This window comes from Pseudomonas helmanticensis (assembly GCF_900182985.1).
GTDB lineage: Bacteria > Pseudomonadota > Gammaproteobacteria > Pseudomonadales > Pseudomonadaceae > Aquipseudomonas > Aquipseudomonas helmanticensis.
The window spans coordinates 392,612-410,378 of sequence record NZ_FXUY01000002.1; the positions used below are offsets into that span (position 1 = coordinate 392,612).

Sequence of the window (17,767 nt, forward strand, 5' to 3'; positions counted from 1 at the left end):
GTTGCCCCCTGAAACCGCAGGGTTGCGCGCAATTTAAGCCGCCAGCGACGACCAAGCAAGCGCTTGGGCAGAAGATAATCTTAGCCATTTACAAACCAAGCGCTTGCTTGGTAGCCTCAAGGCACTTCTGTCGCAGGTTCCTGAGTCGGAGATAAAAATGCCAAACACCGTCCGCATCGGATGCGCCAGTGCATTCTGGGGTGACACGTCTACCGCCGCCGCGCAGCTTGTGGCCGGAGGGCGCCTGGATTATCTGGTGTTCGATTACCTGGCCGAGATCACCCTGTCGATCATGGCCGGCGCACGCATGAAAGATCCGCAGGCGGGTTTCGCCGGTGACTTCATCGAAGTCCTGACGCCGCTGTTGCCACAACTTGCAGAACAGAACATCCGCGTCATCAGCAACGCCGGCGGGGTCAATCCGCTCGCCTGCGCCGCCGCATTGCAAGCAGCCTGCGACAAGGCCGGAGTAACACTGAAGATCGCCGTTTTACTGGGTGATGATCTGCAACCGCAATTCAAACAGCTCAGTGGCATCCGCGAGATGTTCAGCGGCGCCCCGCTGCCGCCGCTGTGCGTGTCGACCAACGCCTACCTCGGCGCACCGGGCATCGTCGAAGCCCTGCGCCTGGGCGCCGACATTGTCATCACCGGGCGAGTGGTCGACAGCGCCGTGGTCAGCGCCGCACTGGTGCACGAATTCGGCTGGTCATGGCACGACTACGACAAACTTGCGCAAGCCGCGCTGGCCGGGCACATCATCGAATGTGGCGCGCAATGCACCGGCGGCAATTTCACCGATTGGCGCGACGTGCCGGATTACGAACACATCGGCTTTCCTATCGTTGAAGTCAGCACCGACAGCCAATTCACCGTCAGCAAACCCGAGGGCTCCGGCGGACTGGTCACACCGCTGACGGTCGGCGAACAGATGCTCTATGAAATTGGTGACCCACAGGCGTATCTGTTACCCGATGTGGTCTGCGATTTCACTGAAGTCAGGCTTCAGCAGCAAGGCAAGAACATCGTCCATGTGCATGGCGCCAAAGGCTTGCCGCCGAGTGACAAATACAAGGTCAGCGCGACCTCGCCGGATGGTTTCCGCTGCACCGCCAGTTGCCTGATTGCCGGCATCGATGCGGTGGAAAAGGCTCAGCGCGTCAGTCAGGCGATCATCGATAAAACCGCAGAGATGTTCAGCCAGCGCGGCTGGGCGCCCTATAGCGAAACCAGTATCGAACTGCTCGGCAGCGAAGCCACCTACGGCCCCCACGGTCAGCGCCGCGACAGTCGCGAAGTAGTGATCAAACTCGCCGTACGGCATCCGCACAAACAGGCGTTGGTACTGTTCTCGCGGGAAATCGCCCAGGCCGCGACCGGCATGGCGCCGGGTCTGACCGGCATCGTCGGTGGACGGCCAACGGTGTACCCGCTGATCCGGCTGTTCTCGTTCCTGATCGAGAAAAGCGCCTGCACCCTGCAAATCGAGATGGCCGGTGAGCGCCATCCTTGCGCCCTGCCCGCGCAGGTGGCGCTCGACAGCGAAGACTTGCCGATTGCTCATCAACCGCCGAAACCACAGGGCCGCGCCGATGCCAGCGTGGCGCTGGTAAAACTGGCCGTGGCGCGCTCTGGTGACAAGGGCAATCACAGCAACATCGGCGTGATGCCGCGCCAGCCTGAATATCTGCCGTGGATTGCCGAAGCGTTGACTCCGGCCGTGATCGTCGACTGGATGAGCCATGTGCTCGATCCGATCCACGGCCGCGTCGAACGCTGGTATCTGCCCGGCACCCACAGCCTCAATTTTCTCCTGGAAAACGCTCTCGGCGGTGGCGGCGTGGCCAGTCTGCGCATCGACCCGCAAGGCAAAGCCTTCGCCCAGCAATTATTGGAAATCCAGATCCCGGTGCCGCAGAGCATCGCCGAACAGCTCGACTAGAGGATGGTTTGCATGGCTTACGCGTCGATTTTCAACGCCGATCTGTTCAGCGGCCAGACCATCATTGTCACCGGTGGTGGCAGCGGCATCGGCCGCTGCACCGCACATGAACTGGCAGCACTCGGCGCCAATGTGCTGCTGGTCGGGCGCAAGCCGGAAAAGCTCGAAAAGGTCGCCGCCGAAATCGCCGAGGACGGTGGCCGTGCGCACTGGCAGGCCTGCGATATCCGCGATGAAGAAGCGGTGAAACAACTGGTCAGGGAGCTGATCGCCGAGCACGGGCCGATTCATGGACTGGTCAACAATGCGGGCGGCCAATACCCGTCGCCGCTGGCCTCGATCAATCAGAAAGGTTTCGAAACCGTGCTGCGTACCAATCTGGTCGGCGGCTTTCTGATGGCGCGGGAAGTGTTCAACCAGTCGATGAGCAAACACGGCGGCAACATCGTCAACATGCTCGCCGACATGTGGGGCGGCATGCCCGGCATGGGTCATTCGGGCGCGGCGCGTGCGGGCATGGATAACTTCACCAAGACCGCCGCGTTCGAATGGGGTTATGCCGGCGTGCGGGTCAACGCTGTGGCGCCGGGCTGGATCGCCTCAAGCGGCATGGACACTTATGAAGGTGCGTTCAAAGCGGTGATTCCGACCCTGCGCGAGCATGTGCCACTCAAGCGCATCGGCACCGAATCGGAAGTCAGCGCGGCGATCGTGTTTCTGCTCAGCCCGGCGGCGGCGTTCATCAGCGGCAGCACCTTGAAAATCGATGGTGCGGCCAGCCTTGGCAGTCGCGCGTGGCCGCTGCACAAGGCGACTCACAGCGAGTCGTTCAATGGTTTTCACCGGGCGTACCTTCCGGATGTCCTCAAGGACAAGGAGTAAGCCATGCCGCAGATCCAGTCCCAACTCGACCCGCACAGTGAGGCCTTCGCCGGTAATCGGGCGGCGATGCTTGCGGCCATCGAGCAAGTGCAGCAGCTCGAACAAAACCTGCTGAACAAAGCGGCCGAAGCGAAGGAGAAGTTCGACAAACGCGGGCAATTGCTCCCGCGCGAACGCTTGAACCTGCTGCTCGATCCCGGCGCACCGTTTCTGGAACTGGCCAGCCTCGCCGGTTACAAGCTGCATGACGACAAGGACGGCAGCGCGGCCGGTGGCGGACTGATCGCCGGCATCGGTTATGTCTCCGGTATCCGTGCAATGGTCGTGGCGAATAACAGTGCGATCAAGGGCGGCACGATCTCGCCGAGTGGTCTGAAAAAATCCCTGCGCCTGCAACAGATCGCCCAGGAAAACAAACTGCCGGTGATCACCCTCGCCGAAAGCGGCGGCGCCAACCTCAATTACGCCGCCGAGATTTTCGTCGAAGGCGCGCGCAGTTTTGCCAATCAGGCGCGCATGTCGGCACTGGGTTTGCCGCAGATCACCGTGGTCCATGGCTCGGCCACGGCCGGCGGCGCCTATCAGCCAGGCCTGTCGGATTACGTGGTGGTGGTGCGCGGCAAGGCCAAGCTGTTTCTCGCCGGACCGCCGCTGCTCAAAGCGGCGACCGGCGAAGTCGCCACCGATGAAGAACTCGGTGGCGCCGAGATGCACGCGCAGGTCGCCGGCACGGCTGAATACCTGGCGGAAAACGATGCCGATGGCGTGCGCCAGGTGCGTGAAATCCTCCGCATGCTGCCGTGGAACGAGCAACTGCCATGGCTGCCGGAGCCGCAATACAAAGAGCCGCTCTACCCGATCGAAGAACTGCTCGGCTTGATCCCTGACGATCCGAAAAAGCCTTACGACGTGCGCGAAATCATCGCGCGTATTGCCGATGAATCGTGCTTTCTCGAATTCAAGGGCGAGTTCGATCAGCAAACCATCTGCGGCCAATTGAAGATCCAGGGTCGGGCCTGCGGTTTCATCGGCAACAACGGACCGATCACCCCGAACGGCGCGAGCAAGGCAGCGCAGTTCATTCAACTGTGCGATCAAAGCCAGACGCCGCTGCTGTTTTTCCACAACACCACTGGCTTCATGGTCGGCACCGAATCCGAGCAACAAGGCGTGATCAAACACGGTTCGAAATTGATTCAGGCGGTGGCGAATGCGCGGGTGCCTAAACTGACCATCGTCGTCGGCGGTTCCTACGGTGCCGGCAACTATGCGATGTGCGGACGCGGACTCGATCCGCGCTTTATCTTTGCCTGGCCAAACAGCCGCACGGCGGTGATGGGCGGCGCGCAGGCCGGCAAGGTTTTGCGCATCGTTACCGAGGCCAAACAACTCAAGGACGGCCTGGTGCCGGACCCGAAAATGCTCGACATGCTCGAACAGGTCACCGCGCAGAAACTCGACAGCCAGTCCACCGCGCTCTACGGCAGCGCCAATCTGTGGGATGACGGGCTGATCGATCCACGCGACACGCGCACCCTGCTCGGCTATTTGCTGGACATCTGCCACGAAGCCGACATTCGCACGCTGCAACCCAACAGCTTCGGCGTCAGCCGGTTCTGACCGCCACGGATCCTACGGAGAACAATAAAAAATGATCTTCACCCCGGAACACGAAGCCTTGCGCCGTACCGTCCGCCAGTTCGTCGAGCACGAGATCAATCCGCACGTCGACGAATGGGAAAAGGCCGGCCGCTTTCCGATCCACGAGATTTTCCGCAAGGCCGGCGATCTCGGTTTGCTGGGCATTTCCAAACCGGAAAAATTCGGCGGCATGGGCCTCGATTACAGCTATTCGATTGTCGCCGCCGAAGAGTTCGGCACCATTCATTGCGGCGGCATTCCGATGTCGATCGGCGTACAGACCGACATGTGCACCCCCGCCCTCGCCCGCTTTGGCTCCGATGAATTGCGCGACGAATTCCTGCGCCCGGCCATCACCGGCGAGCAGGTCGGCTGCATCGGCGTTTCCGAAGTCGGTGCCGGCTCCGACGTCGCCGGGCTGAAAACCACTGCGCGCAAGGACGGTGACGACTACGTGATCAACGGCAGCAAGATGTGGATCACCAACTCGCCGAGCGCCGACTTCATCTGCCTGCTGGCGAACACTTCGGACGACAAACCGCACATCAACAAGTCGCTGATCATGGTGCCGATGAACACAGCGGGGATCAGCCTCAGCTCGCACCTGGACAAACTCGGCATGCGCAGCTCGGAAACTGCCCAGGTGTTTTTCGACGACGTGCGCGTGCCGCAGCGCAATCGCATCGGCCACGAAGGCGCCGGGTTCATGATGCAGATGTTGCAGTTTCAGGAGGAACGCCTGTTCGGCGCGGCGAACATGATCAAGGGCCTGGAATATTGCGTCGACAGCACCATCGAGTACTGCAAGGAGCGCAAGACCTTCGGCAATGCGCTGATCGACAACCAGGTTATCCACTTCCGCCTCGCCGAATTACAGACCGAAATCGAATGCCTGCGCGCGCTGGTCTATCAGGCGACCGAGCAGTATGTGAAGGGTCAGGACGTCACGCGCCTGGCGTCGATGGCCAAGCTCAAGGCCGGGCGCCTCGGCCGCGAAGTCAGCGACAGCTGCCTGCAATATTGGGGCGGCATGGGTTTCATGTGGGACAACCCGGTGGCCCGCGCCTATCGCGATGTGCGTCTGGTGTCGATTGGCGGCGGTGCCGACGAAATCATGCTGGGGATCATCTGCAAACTGATGGGCATTCTGCCGGGGAAAAAGAAATGAGCAACCTGCCCGATTGCCAGACGCTACTGCTGGAAACGCATGGCGGCGTGTTGCACATCACCCTCAACCGCCCGGACAGCCGCAATGCGATGAGCCTGCAAATGGTCGCCGAATTGCGCGCGGTGTTCGCGGCAGTACGTGATGATCGCGCGGTTCGCGCCTTGGTCCTCAGCGGCGCCGGCGGGCATTTCTGCGCGGGTGGTGACATCAAGGACATGGCCAATGCGCGCGCGCAGGGCGCCGACGCCTACCGAGAGTTGAATCGCGCGTTCGGCGCCTTGCTCGAAGAAGCGCAGCACGCGCCGCAAGTATTGATCACGCTGTTGCAGGGCGCCGTGCTCGGTGGCGGCTTCGGTCTGGCGTGTGTCAGCGACATCGCCATCGCCGATCATCAGGCGCAATTCGGTTTGCCGGAAACCAGTCTTGGCCTGTTGCCGGCGCAGATCGCGCCGTTTGTCGTGCAGCGCATCGGCCTGACCGAGACCCGCCGGCTGGCGCTCACCGCTGCGCGTTTCGATGGTCACCAGGCGCGGCGTCTGGGCCTGGTGCATTTTGTCGAGCAGGATGCGCAGGCATTGGCCGAGCGCCTCGATGAGGTGCTGCAACATGTGCTGTGTTGTGCGCCGGAGGCGAATGCGATGACCAAGAAGTTGTTGTTGGCGAGTGCCGGGCAGCCGTCGAGTGAATTGCTCGATGAAGCGGCTCGATGGTTCAGCGAAGCGGTAACGGGGGACGAAGGAATCGAGGGCACGATGGCTTTTGTGCAAAAACGCAAACCGCGGTGGGCCACCTGAAAAACTTCGCGAGCAAGCCCGCTCCTACAGTTGGAATGCGTTTCCCCTGTAGGAGTGAGCCTGCTCGCGATGAGGCCTCCACATCCACCGCCAAAACCTCAGGAAACCCACCATGCCCACCCTGCAAAAAATCCTGATCGCCAACCGCGGTGAAATCGCCTGCCGCATCCAGCGCACCGCTCAGGCTCTCGGCTACCGAACCGTCGCCGTCTACAGCGACGCCGACGCCGATGCCCTGCACGTAAAAATGGCTGATCAAGCCGTGCACATCGGCCCGGCGCCCGTGCAAGAGTCCTACCTGAACATCCCGGCAATCCTCGATGCCGCCCGCCGCAGCGGTGCCGACGCGATCCATCCCGGTTACGGCTTTCTCTCGGAAAACGCCGGGTTCGCCCGCGCCTGCCAACAGTCCGGCCTGACGTTCATCGGCCCCAGCGCTGCAGCCATCGAACTGATGGGCAGCAAACGCCTGTCGAAAATAGCCATGCTCGACGCAGGCGTGCCGTGCATCGCCGGCTATCAAGGCGCCGAACAGGACGACGCAACCCTGCTGCGCGAAGCCGCACGCATCGGTTATCCGCTGATGATCAAGGCCAGCGCCGGCGGTGGTGGACGCGGCATGCGCCTGGTGCACGACGCATCCGAGTTGCCCGCGCAACTTCGCACTGCGCGCTCCGAAGCCCTGAACGGTTTTGGCAGCGACGAATTGATTCTCGAACAAGCATTGATCGAACCGCGCCACGTTGAAGTGCAACTGTTCGGCGATCAACACGGCAATCTGATTTACCTCGGCGAACGCGATTGCTCGATCCAGCGCCGCCACCAGAAAGTCATTGAAGAAGCGCCCTGCCCGGTGATGACTGCCGAACTGCGCCAGGCGATGGGCGAAGCGGCGTTGCAGGCCGGGCGCGCAGTGAACTACGTGGGCGCCGGCACCGTGGAGTTTCTGCTCGATGCGCGTGGACAGTTCTACTTTCTGGAGATGAATACCCGCCTGCAGGTCGAACACCCGGTGACTGAACTGATCACCGGGCTGGATCTGGTCGCCTGGCAACTGCTGGTGGCCGAAGGGCAGCCGTTGCCACTGACGCAAGATCAAGTGCAGCTCAGTGGCCATGCGATGGAGGTACGCCTTTACGCTGAAGATCCGGCGGCAGGTTTCCTCCCGCAAACCGGCCGCATACAAGCCTGGGAACCCGCGCAGCAGCATGGTGTGCGCATCGACCATGGCTTGCTTGAAGGTCAGGCTGTCAGCCCGTTCTACGACCCGATGCTGGGCAAACTGATTGCCCATGGCGCGACCCGCGAGGAGGCGCGGCGCAAACTCCTGCGCGCGGTGCAGGACACGGTGTTGCTGGGTGTACAAAGCAATCAGCGTCTGTTGGTCAGCTTGTTGCAGCATCCGCAGTTCGTCAGTGGCGAATTCAGTACAGCGTTCATCGCGCAACACTTCAGCGAGCATCCCTGCTTGCAGGCGCACGTGCCAAGTGCCGAGGCGCTGACCGTGGCGGCCATATTGTTCTACCAGACCGGCGCCCAGATGCATCGGCCCGCATTGAACGGATGGCGCAATAACGCCAGTGTTGCGCTGCATTATCGCCTGGGACTGGAGGAACAGAATTGGCCCTTGCAACTGCTCGCGCGCGCCGATGGCAACGTTCAGGTGCAGGTGGCAGAACAATGTTTCGAAGTGCGGATCATCGACTGCAGCCCTCACGCGGTGACACTCGAAATCGACGGCCTGCGCCAGCGTCACGCCTACCGTATCGAAGGCGAGCAGCTGTGGCTGTTCACCCATCCTGGCAACTTGCGGCTGGAGGACCGAACTCACGCCATCATCAGCAGTCAGACCAGCGTCAGTTCCGGCACCTTGAAAGCACCAATGGACGGTGCCATCGTCGACGTGCTGGTCAGCGAAGGCAGCCCGGTCAGCAAAGGTCAGTTGCTGGTGGTACTGGAGGCAATGAAAATGGAGCACCCGCTCAAGGCCGGCATCGATGGCGTGCTCAAGCGGGTGCAGGTCAAGGTTGGCGATCAGGTAAAAAATCGTCAGGTTCTGTTGCAGGTCGAGTAGTCACCCACACACAAGCGCTGGGTTTGACTACGCTCTGAATAATCAGGACGCGGAAATCAGGAACCCTGCGATGCCACATTGGCTGGTCATAGATCTGGAAGCCACCACCGACGAGGGTGGCTGGCCGGTCACGGAAATGGAAATAATCGAGATCGGCGCGACGCTGGTCGATCGTGCCGGGCGCGAGCAGGATCACTTTCAACGCTTCGTCAAACCGACGCGGCGCCCATTGCTGACACCGTTTTGTCGTGAACTCACGCACATCACCCAGGCCAATATCGATTCGGCGCAGCCGTTGAGTGAGGTCTGGCCGGCGTTCGAGCGTTGGCTCGCCCAGCATCAGAGCCGCCTCGAAGGCTGGGCCAGTTGGGGCGATTATGATCGCAAGCAGTTGTTGCAGGAATGGCAACGCCTGCACATCGACAGCGGTTTGAGCAAAGTGGCGCACATGAATCTCAAGCAGCGCTTCGCCAAGGCCCGACGCCTGGAGCGACCGTTGGGGCTGAACGGCGCGTTGCAACTCGCCGGGATGCAGTTCAGCGGTCAGCAACACCGGGCGCTGGAGGATGCGCGCAATACGGCGCGGTTACTGCCACTGGTTCTGCCACTTTAGGCGCGTGACGGCGCCAAAAGCCTTGTGCATACTGGCCGCCCCCTTTTTAGCCCTTTTCGAGGAATCGCCCATGTTTAAAGTCAACGAGTACTTCGACGGCACCGTCAAGTCGATCGCCTTTGGCACTGCTGAAGGCCCTGCGACCATCGGCGTCATGGCCCCGGGCGAATACGAATTCGGCACCAGCCAACGTGAAATCATGCACGTGGTGTCGGGCGCACTGACAGTCAAACTGCCGGACAGCAGCGACTGGGAAACCTTCGCCGCCGGCAGCCAGTTCAACGTTCCGGCCAACAGCAAGTTCCAGCTGAAAGTCGCGGTCGACACCGCTTACCTGTGCGAATACCGCGGCTAAACCCGCGGGTTCCACAGCGCAAAAAAATGCCCGTGGCGTAAAGACACGGGCATTTTTTATGGCAGCGACGTTTACTCGAGCACTTCCACCGACATGCCCACTTCAAGTCGGCCATTACTGTCATTCACCAGGTTCTGACCGAACATCGCACCATCTGCCTGAGCACGGTACTTCTGCAGCGTCGCCAGCGGCTCGCGGTCAGCACTGCGCTCGCCGGTTTGCGGATCAATGGTGGTGAGAATGCAGCGCGAGCAGGATTTGACGATGCGGAACTCGACATCGCCAATGCGAATACGCTTCCAGCCATCTTCGGCGTAAGCCTCGCTGCCTTCGATCACCAGATTCGGTCGGAAACGCAGCATTTCCAAAGGTCGCCCGACCTTTTGCGCAAGGTCCTGCAGCGACGCCTCGCCGATCAGCAGCAGCGGAAAGCCGTCGGCGAACGCAACCTGATCATCGTCCTTGCCGAAACCTGACTGCGTGGAGCGCGCGCGATCCAGCGGCACCTGTACCAGGCGGGTCGGTTTACCGATGAAGTCACTGACCCAACGCGCCGCCTCATCACCAGCGTCCGGCACGCGCAGGGTGTCACGCCAAATGGTCACGCCGCGCAGTTCGGCGTCATCGCCGGGCAAGGCAATGTCGATGGCAGACTGTTCAGGAGCGCGGAGGGTCAGCCCACCCTGAGCATTCCACAGGGCCGACAACTGGCTCATTTTCGCTTCAGCGCGCTGGGTCAGGAAGCGGCCGCTGGCTTCGTCCACGAGCATCCAGCGTCGGTCGCCATCAAGCCCCAGCTTGTCGAGATCGACGCTTTGCAGCACATCGACTTTGCCGGATTTCAACGGGTAACGATAAAGCGCGCTCAGACGCAGCATGGCCAGCTCCCTGGAGGATAAAGACGCCACCCTATACGAGCTGGTTCAGGGAATCAAAGAGCAAAGACTGTAGGAGTGAGCCCGCTCGCGATAGCGGTGTAGCAAGCAATGACTCGGGGCTGACACCCCGCTATCGCGAGCAGGCTCACTCCTGCACAGGGTGTGTGATCAGGCCGGGACTTCGTCGAGCATCAGGCGCTGGCGCACCACGTCGACCAGTTTGTCCGGCTGGAACTTGGAGAGGAAATTGTCGCAACCGACCTTCTTCACCATCGAGTCGTTGAAGCTGCCGGACAGCGAGGTATGCAGCACCACATACAGGCCGCGCAGACGCGGATCATTGCGAATTTCGGTGGTCAGACGGTAACCGTCCATTTCCGGCATTTCCGCGTCGGTGAAGATCATCAGCAGCTTGTCGGTCATGTTCACGCCGGTGTCGGCCCAGGCCTTGAGCATGTTCAACGCCTTCAGGCCGTCGCTGGCAATGTGCATTTTTACCCCGAGCTGGCCAAGGGTGTCGCGCAATTGCGAAAGCGCCACATTGGAATCGTCCACCAACAGCACTTCGCGGCCACGGGCACGCTCCAGCACTGGATCTTCGAGCTTTTCGCGGGAGACTTTGGCGTTGTACGGAACGATCTCGGCGAGAACTTTTTCGACGTCGATGATTTCCACCAGTTGATCGTCAACCTTGCTGATCGCGGTCAGGTAGTGCTGACGGCCAGCGCTGGTTGGCGGCGGCAGAATGGCTTCCCAGTTCATGTTGACGATGCGATCCACACCACCGACCAGGAAAGCCTGCACCGAGCGGTTGTATTCGGTGACGATGATCGTGCTGTTCGGCCCCGGCACCAGCGGGCGCATGCCGATCGCCTGGGACAGGTCGATCACCGGCAACGTCTGCCCGCGCAGATTGACCACGCCACAGACAAACGGGTGCCGCTGAGGCATCAGGGTCAGTTTCGGCAACTGCAGCACTTCCTGCACCTTGAACACGTTGATCGCGAACAATTGGCGCCCGGCCAGTCGAAACATGAGAATTTCCAGGCGATTCTCACCCACCAGTTGCGTGCGTTGGTCTACCGTGTCGAGAATGCCGGCCATCAATGACTCCTGGGCTTGTTCTGTTGATTTCACTAAGAGGGTTTATCGGCTGCGTGCGGCGAATCTTGATGACTGCTAAATTCGCATAGCAAAATGCCACATCCGACCATTGATGTCACATTAACATCATGGTTTACTGGCCCCCGTGATTTCATCTGCTACAGTCCTTGCGGCGCGACCTCGGTTTGCGTCCCAGGTTCCCGCGTCTAGGGGATTCCCCTACCCACAATCAGGCCCAACCTGATATTCGCGATATCCAATAGCCATTAATGTGACGCCATTCTCATTGCATGAACGGAGTCAGGCTATTGTGTGCGATCGCAGTTCAGTGGAAACACATCCTCTTGAAACCCCGAACTTGTGCACCTGCGCACCGGGGCGCGATCTCGCGACGGTTCATGATCGTCGACACACACGGCATTCCCTCATCAGACATGACGTGGTGGAGATAAGCATGCCAATCGACCGTAAAGAGTGGGCCCAGCGGTTCCCCGAATTTCTTGTCGAGGCGGAAACGCTGCTGGCCAAGTCCGAAGAGTGCCTCAGCCACCTGCAATTGATCAGCAACGACAAAGATGCCATCGATTGCATGCTTACTACCCTCCTCAAGCTCGCGGGCAGAGCCCAGGCTTTGGCCCTGGAAGCTGTTTCCGAGTTTTCCCTGCACATTTACGGCTTGCTCAACCTCGCGCAGGATCATGTCGACCTGCACGAACAGGCGCTCGCGGCCTTGAAAGACTGCTTCACGCTGATGGCCTGGCAGCTCGAACTGGTTGATCAGAACACCGGGCAATTGAGCCTGGATGACAGTGAACAGACCTCGTTGCTCGAGGCCTTCGCCTTCCAGGTCGGCCAGACTCGCTTTCAACCGGTACCCGCGTCACAGCCTTTGTCACTTATGTCCTATTCAGAGCGACAGGCCTGACCGAACGTGCATGTCGTAATTGAAATGTTCATACCTGCCAGCGACAAGACCCATTAAATAACCCACCTGATCAGAGCGGATATTTTCCAGCAGGCCTCAGGGTTTTCCTGTGTCCAGGCAACCCAACTTCGGACACGTAACGATATCTATCGAACTCGATAAACTGACTTTTTCCATTATGGAACTTACGTCCAACATGTCGTATTTCCTGACTCATTGGACATATATGGCAAACGCGACCAACGGTATCTTAAGTGGTATTATGCCGACCGTTAGTTGCTTTCAATTTAATGGCACAGTGACTTCAGAGATCGACATCCAGCGAAGTTGACGGTCAATACCGCTCACTGAAGCCTGTTGAAATCAATAATATATTTGTCAGCATTTCCAGACAGAGACCCGTCAGCCTTCGGCAGGTCTACCCGCAGCGAACATCCATTGGCTCCATCCGTTATGTACGCCAGCCTCAAGTCAATCTCTACATGGCCACCCTCCCGGGAAAATGCCCGCCGGTTCACCCTCATATTGTGTGTGCTCGCGGCACTGGGCAGTCTGCTGACCTATGGTTTTTCCCTGCCACTTTACTTCGGGTTGCTGTCGCTCAACATCGCGGCCACGGCTTGTGTATGGGTGCAATATCGGCTGTCGCGCAAATCGATAAAGTTTCAGCCGCAGGAACTCGCTGATCGCTTGCTCGAAGTCCAGGAAAACGAGCGCCATCGCCTCAGCCGCGAATTGCACGACGACATTGGCCAGTTGCTGACCGCCGCCAAACTGCAAAGCGAATGGCTCAAGCGGCGGCTGCCGGAAGATTTGCAAGAGCACTGCACAACGCTTTGCGACACGCTGGAAGAAACCCTCAACAAGGTGCGCGATGTTTCGGCGATCCTTAACCCGCGCCAATTGACCAGCCTTGGCCTGGAGGCCAGCCTGCGCGCGCACCTGCTCAAGACACTGGCCAACACCCCGGTGCACTGGAGCCTCGATTGCCAGCAGCGCCTCAACGGTATTCCTGAAGAAATGGCGGTTGCCGCGTTTCGTATCGCGCAGGAAGCCGTGACCAATATCCTGCGTCACGCCCAGGCGAAAAATCTGCTGATACGCGTGCAGCGACTGCCTCAGGGACTGACGCTGATGATCACCGATGATGGCCAGGGATTTGCGCCAGCCGCCAATCCGGGACGAGAAGGACAACGGGGCATGGCCGGGATGGCCGAACGTATCGAGCAATTGGGTGGCACGCTGAGCGTCACCAGTGAGCCTGGCAATGGCACTCGGATCGAAGCACTTTTCCCCTGGGCGCCCCGGGCACTCGAGCGGGCCAGTACGAATAAGGTTATGCGTTGACTTGTAACTTACTTCTGGTGGATGACCACTCGCTGATCAGGGCCGGCGTTCGCGCTCTGGTATTGGATATTCCCGGTTACGCAGTAATCGGCGAAGCCAATGACGGCTCGCAACTGCTCGAAATGGTCGAGCAGTTGCGTCCCGACATCGTGCTTCTGGATATTTCCATGAAGGAAACCGGCGGCCTCGAAGCCCTGCAACGGCTCAAACGCGTGCGCCCGCAAAGCAAAGTGCTGATTCTGTCGATGCACACCGACCCTGCGCTGATCATGCAGGCGCTGGAGTCCGGCGCCCACGGTTATCTTCTGAAGGACACCACTGCCACCGAACTCGAACACGCGCTGGAAGCCTTGCGCAACGGCGAGCGTTATTTGAGTCCGGCGATCGCCCACACGGTGATCACCCAGGCGTTGACCCGGAATCAGAAGCAGCAACCGGAAGTGGCCGACTCGCATAATCTGACGGCGCGTCAGCTGGAAATTCTCCGGCTGATCGTGCGCGGCAAATCCACCCGGGAAATTGCCAACGGCCTCGGTCTGAGCATCAAGACTGTCGAGACCCACCGCTCGCAGATCATGAAACGCCTGCAAATCTACGATGTGGCGGGCCTGGTGCTGTTCGCCGTGCGCGAGCAGATCATCAGCCTTGATGATTGACCGACGGTTTGCCGCCCAACAGCGGTGAACCCTTGGGCAAATGCACCCGCAACGCCGCCGGACGCGCTTCAAAGCGCATGCTGTCGCCCTCCAGCGGTTCGCCGTCAAGATTGATATAAAGCCCCTCGGCCACCTTGATCTCGACCCACGGCAAGCGAGTGCGGACGAACATGTTGTCGATGCCGAAGCCGTCGCTCAGCAGGTTCTTCAATGTCCCGACCAACTCCTGTGGCGCGGGCAGGATACTGATATCGAGCATCCCGTCATCGACCAACGCCTGCGGACACAGCACGTGCCCGCCACCGGCCTGGCGACCGTTACCGATGCCCAACGCCAGCAGGTCGCCACGCCAATGGAAATCCGGCCCTTGCAGCTCACCATGGGCGGCGTGCAGCTCACTGAATCGCGACAATCCGGTGAACAGGTAGGCAGCGCCACCCAAGACCTTTTTCAGGTCTTCCGAGGTGTTGGCGGTGACCTGACTGCCGAAACCGCCCGTGGCCATATTAAGGAAGATCTGCCCGCCCACTTCGCCCAGATCGATAGCCGATGGCGGTGTATCAAGCAGTTCAAGCGCCTCGGCCGGCTCCAGCGGGATACCCGCCGCACGAGAAAAATCGTTGGCCGTGCCCAGCGGCAATAGCACAAGGCTGGCCTTATGGGGTTGTTGCGCAAGGGCTTCGGCGATGTCGCGCAAGGTGCCATCACCGCCGCCGGCAATAATTTGCGTGTACCCCGCCTCCAGCGCCTCCGTCACCAGACGTTGCGCATCGCCGGCTTCCCAGGTCAGTCGAACCGCCAGCTCCCAGCCTTTCTCGCGCTTGGCCTCGACGGCGGCACGTACCGACTCGTTGAGTGCCTGCTTGCCATGCAGAATCAATAGCGCCCTTCGCTCACTCATAACAGTCACTCCGACAATGGTTGGGTCATGAGATATCCGACCCTCGAAGCGCACAAAAAAGTCGCTGGAATCGCAATTAATTCAAGCGTCTGGCCGTGGCGTCCTACAGGGTGGTATTTATTCTTACAAAAAATGCGGAAACGGCTTAATTGACCAGGCTTTGTGTCTAGTCCACCGTGTGTCGGCGCTATCAATCTGCAACCCAACAATACACAAGGATGTGCATGTAATGAGTGGATACACCTTCACGACTATCGACAATCAATCGGGCGACATCCGTTGCCAACGTCAACTCGAAGCAGAAGGCGGATGCGCTCATGCAAAGCGTTGATGCCAGAAAACCAGTGAGTCAGACCGTACCCGTCAGTGACTGTCACCTGCTGCATAAAACCGATACCAAAGACCGCGCCAAAACCACTGGAGACTTCGCTATGGAACCTCGATTTGCCGAGCTTGAAACCCATCTCAAGTACATTCGACGCGACATGGACGAAGTCAGAGGTGACGTCAAATCGATCAAGCATCGTCTTGCCTATGCGGCAGGGGCAACCGCAGTGGTATTGGGTCTGCTGGGCTGGGTGGCCAACAGCCGTTTTGATCAGTTGGTGACGCTCGTGGGCTGAATGTCCGGAGTGCTGGCGCCGGTTGTTTGCAACCGGCACGGCACTCACGGCAGCGAGTTTCAACCGAGAAGATCGCTCATCGGGATGAAACCCACCTCATCACCGGCCACCAGCGTTCTTCCTTCCAGCACCTCGACAAGACCATCGGCCCAGGCAGCACTGCGCAGGACACCGGAGCTTTGATTGCGGTAAATGATTGCCCGCCCCTGCTCAAGACGACCGCGCAAATATTCCCGCCGGTTGCCTGCTTGTGGCCAGTCGAAGCCCGCAGGCACCTTGAACTTCAGCGGTTCGAGATCCTTCACACCTTGCCGGCGCAACAGATAAGGGCGAGTCAGCAAGGCGAACGTCACCAGCGTCGACGCCGGGTTCCCTGGCAAACCGATCACTGGCACATTGCGAAAATGGCCGACGGTCAATGGTTTGCCGGGCTTGATCGCAAGCTTCCATAACGCCAGCTCACCCTCCTCCCGCAACGCGATGCCAAGAAAGTCGGCCTCGCCGACCGACACGCCGCCGGTGGAAAGAATCAAGTCAACGTCCTGCAGTTCGCCCAGGCGGGTTCGGGTGGTGGCCAGATCATCCGGAAGAATACCGGCATCGATCACCTCACACCCAAGCCGCTGCAACCAACTGCACAGCACCACGCGATTGCTGTTGTAGATCTGCCCCGGGCCTAACGCCTGCCCCGGTTCGACCAGTTCATCCCCGGTCGACAGCACCGCCACACGGACCTTGCGCACGACATTGAGCCCGGCACAACCCAACGATGCAGACAAGCCCTGCTCGATCGGGCCGAGCCGGGTTCCAGCCTCAAGGATCAATTCACCGACCGTGGTCTCCTGACCTTGCGGACGGATGTTCTGTCCTGCGGCCATCGTCTCGATGAAACGTACCCGGCCATCGGCCTGGACCTCGGCGTTTTCTTGCATCTCGACGCAATCTGCACCCGCTGGAACCGGCGCACCGGTAAAAATCCGCGCGCAGGTTCCCCGCTGCAAAGGCTCGGGCGCCTGACCGGCAAAAACCTTCTGGCTGACCGGCAGCGGTGCGCCCGTCCAGTCGGCCAGATTCAGGGCATAGCCATCCATGGCGCTGTTCGGCCACGGTGGCAGATCAAGGGTCGAAATCAGATCCTCGGCCAGCACCCGTCCCTGAACCTCGGCCAGCGGCAAGTATTCACGCTCGCTGATGGGCGAGGCCGCGGCCAGTTCCAGCAAGCGCGCCAACGCCGCCTCGACGGGCATCAGGCTAGCGGTCTTGCCCGGCTTACCCACGGGATTCACAAGGCGCCGCCTGTTTCAGATGCGTAACGAAATTGCACGGGCGGTGTCGAGCATCGAGCTGTTCGCCAAGAATGCCGTCCCAACCTGTACGCACCGCGTTGGTCGAGCCCGGCAAGCAGCAAACCAGCGTACCGTTGGCCAGCCCCGCGAGTGCGCGCGATTGCACGGTAGAGGTGCCGATGTCGGCTACCGAAATCTGCCGGAACAGTTCGCCGAAACCATCCACTTGCTTGTCGAGCAGGCACGCTACCGCTTCCGGCGTGCTGTCGCGACCAGTGAAACCGGTGCCGCCAGTGATCAGCACCACTTGCACGACATCGTCGGCAATCCAGTTGGCGACTTGCGCACGAATTTTGTAGAGATCATCTTTGAGCAAGACCCGCTCCGCCAGAAGGTGACCAGCCGCCGTCAAGCGGTCGACGAAGACCTGGCCTGAGGTGTCGGTTTCCAGGGTACGGGTATCACTGACAGTCAGTACCGCTATATTGAGCGGCACGAAAGGTACATCAGCCTTGGCTTTCATAGGCTCGTCCAGTTGTAGGAGAAACAGCCCGGTGTTATATCACAGCGCCCCATTT

17 protein-coding genes and 2 pseudogenes are annotated in these 17,767 nt (G+C 60.0%); 14 read left to right on the plus strand and 5 right to left on the minus strand.

Features of this window, described 5'->3' with window-relative positions; all coding sequences use genetic code 11:
* Positions 1–157: 157 nt before the first annotated feature.
* The 10 genes and pseudogenes from QOL84_RS24495 to ppnP all read left to right on the plus strand — a co-directional run bounded on the left by QOL84_RS24495 (position 158) and on the right by ppnP (position 9,469).
* Entirely contained in the window at positions 158–1,942 is a 1,785-nt protein-coding gene (locus QOL84_RS24495; RefSeq protein WP_283438875.1) for an acyclic terpene utilization AtuA family protein, read from the plus strand.
* A gap of 12 nt (positions 1,943–1,954) precedes the next feature.
* Entirely contained in the window at positions 1,955–2,824 is an 870-nt protein-coding gene (locus tag QOL84_RS24500; RefSeq protein ID WP_283438876.1) for an SDR family oxidoreductase, read from the plus strand.
* A gap of 3 nt (positions 2,825–2,827) precedes the next feature.
* Positions 2,828–4,444, plus strand: coding sequence for a geranyl-CoA carboxylase subunit beta (gene atuC / locus QOL84_RS24505; RefSeq protein WP_283438877.1), 1,617 nt, complete (start codon positions 2,828–2,830; stop codon positions 4,442–4,444).
* A 31-nt stretch (positions 4,445–4,475) separates the two neighbouring features.
* A complete protein-coding gene (gene atuD / locus QOL84_RS24510) occupies positions 4,476–5,633 on the plus strand; it encodes a citronellyl-CoA dehydrogenase (protein ID WP_129394869.1) in 1,158 nt (385 codons plus the stop codon).
* Positions 5,630–6,427, plus strand: coding sequence for an enoyl-CoA hydratase/isomerase family protein (locus QOL84_RS24515; protein WP_283438878.1), 798 nt, complete (start codon positions 5,630–5,632; stop codon positions 6,425–6,427). Before atuD ends, QOL84_RS24515 begins: the two co-directional genes overlap by 4 nt.
* 112 nt (positions 6,428–6,539) lie before the next feature.
* Positions 6,540–8,007: pseudogene (locus QOL84_RS24520) on the plus strand (acetyl-CoA carboxylase biotin carboxylase subunit); the annotation flags it as partial.
* Positions 7,980–8,192 (plus strand): annotated as a pseudogene (locus QOL84_RS29655) (3-methylcrotonyl-CoA carboxylase); the annotation flags it as partial. The pseudogenes QOL84_RS24520 and QOL84_RS29655, both read left to right, overlap by 28 nt.
* A gap of 105 nt (positions 8,193–8,297) precedes the next feature.
* Positions 8,298–8,501: a biotin/lipoyl-containing protein gene (locus QOL84_RS29660; RefSeq protein WP_488168967.1), complete on the plus strand. Its 204-nt coding sequence runs from the start codon at positions 8,298–8,300 to the stop codon at positions 8,499–8,501.
* A gap of 70 nt (positions 8,502–8,571) precedes the next feature.
* Positions 8,572–9,114: a 3'-5' exonuclease gene (locus tag QOL84_RS24525; protein WP_129394872.1), complete on the plus strand. Its 543-nt coding sequence runs from the start codon at positions 8,572–8,574 to the stop codon at positions 9,112–9,114.
* 70 nt (positions 9,115–9,184) lie between these two features.
* Complete coding sequence (gene ppnP, locus QOL84_RS24530; RefSeq protein ID WP_007940055.1) at positions 9,185–9,469, plus strand: pyrimidine/purine nucleoside phosphorylase; 285 nt, start codon at positions 9,185–9,187, stop codon at positions 9,467–9,469.
* Between the two features lie 71 nt (positions 9,470–9,540).
* On the opposite strand, the gene QOL84_RS24535 is transcribed toward ppnP, so the two are convergent.
* Together QOL84_RS24535 and QOL84_RS24540 are read right to left on the minus strand one after the other, a co-directional pair.
* Complete coding sequence (locus tag QOL84_RS24535) at positions 9,541–10,347, minus strand: MOSC domain-containing protein (RefSeq protein ID WP_283438880.1); 807 nt, start codon at positions 10,345–10,347, stop codon at positions 9,541–9,543.
* A gap of 168 nt (positions 10,348–10,515) precedes the next feature.
* On the minus strand, positions 10,516–11,451 hold the full coding sequence (locus QOL84_RS24540; RefSeq protein WP_007908676.1) for a chemotaxis protein CheV: 936 nt from the start codon (positions 11,449–11,451) through the stop codon (positions 10,516–10,518).
* A 454-nt stretch (positions 11,452–11,905) separates the two neighbouring features.
* Between QOL84_RS24540 and QOL84_RS24545 the strand changes: the two genes are divergently transcribed.
* The 3 genes from QOL84_RS24545 (at position 11,906) to QOL84_RS24555 (ending at position 14,379) form a co-directional block, all read left to right on the plus strand.
* On the plus strand, positions 11,906–12,376 hold the full coding sequence (locus tag QOL84_RS24545; protein ID WP_283438881.1) for a hypothetical protein: 471 nt from the start codon (positions 11,906–11,908) through the stop codon (positions 12,374–12,376).
* A 453-nt stretch (positions 12,377–12,829) separates the two neighbouring features.
* Positions 12,830–13,723 (plus strand): sensor histidine kinase, encoded by an 894-nt coding sequence (locus QOL84_RS24550; protein WP_129396158.1) that lies wholly within the window; start codon positions 12,830–12,832, stop codon positions 13,721–13,723.
* The gene (locus QOL84_RS24555; RefSeq protein WP_283438882.1) at positions 13,720–14,379 is read left to right on the plus strand and encodes a response regulator; all 660 of its coding nucleotides are present in this window, start codon (positions 13,720–13,722) and stop codon (positions 14,377–14,379) included. Before QOL84_RS24550 ends, QOL84_RS24555 begins: the two co-directional genes overlap by 4 nt.
* Here QOL84_RS24555 and yegS read toward each other — a convergent pair.
* Positions 14,363–15,280: a lipid kinase YegS gene (yegS, locus tag QOL84_RS24560; protein WP_283438883.1), complete on the minus strand. Its 918-nt coding sequence runs from the start codon at positions 15,278–15,280 to the stop codon at positions 14,363–14,365. The two genes, QOL84_RS24555 and yegS, sit on opposite strands and share 17 nt — an antisense overlap.
* 317 nt (positions 15,281–15,597) lie before the next feature.
* Between yegS and QOL84_RS24565 the strand changes: the two genes are divergently transcribed.
* On the plus strand, positions 15,598–15,903 hold the full coding sequence (locus tag QOL84_RS24565) for a hypothetical protein (protein ID WP_283438884.1): 306 nt from the start codon (positions 15,598–15,600) through the stop codon (positions 15,901–15,903).
* A 59-nt stretch (positions 15,904–15,962) separates the two neighbouring features.
* Here the strand turns inward: QOL84_RS24565 and QOL84_RS24570 are convergent, their stop codons facing one another.
* The gene (locus QOL84_RS24570; protein WP_283438885.1) at positions 15,963–17,189 is read right to left on the minus strand and encodes a molybdopterin molybdotransferase MoeA; all 1,227 of its coding nucleotides are present in this window, start codon (positions 17,187–17,189) and stop codon (positions 15,963–15,965) included.
* Positions 17,173–17,712: a molybdenum cofactor biosynthesis protein B gene (moaB, locus tag QOL84_RS24575; RefSeq protein WP_123466480.1), complete on the minus strand. Its 540-nt coding sequence runs from the start codon at positions 17,710–17,712 to the stop codon at positions 17,173–17,175. Before moaB ends, QOL84_RS24570 begins: the two co-directional genes overlap by 17 nt.
* Positions 17,713–17,767 lie beyond the last annotated feature (55 nt).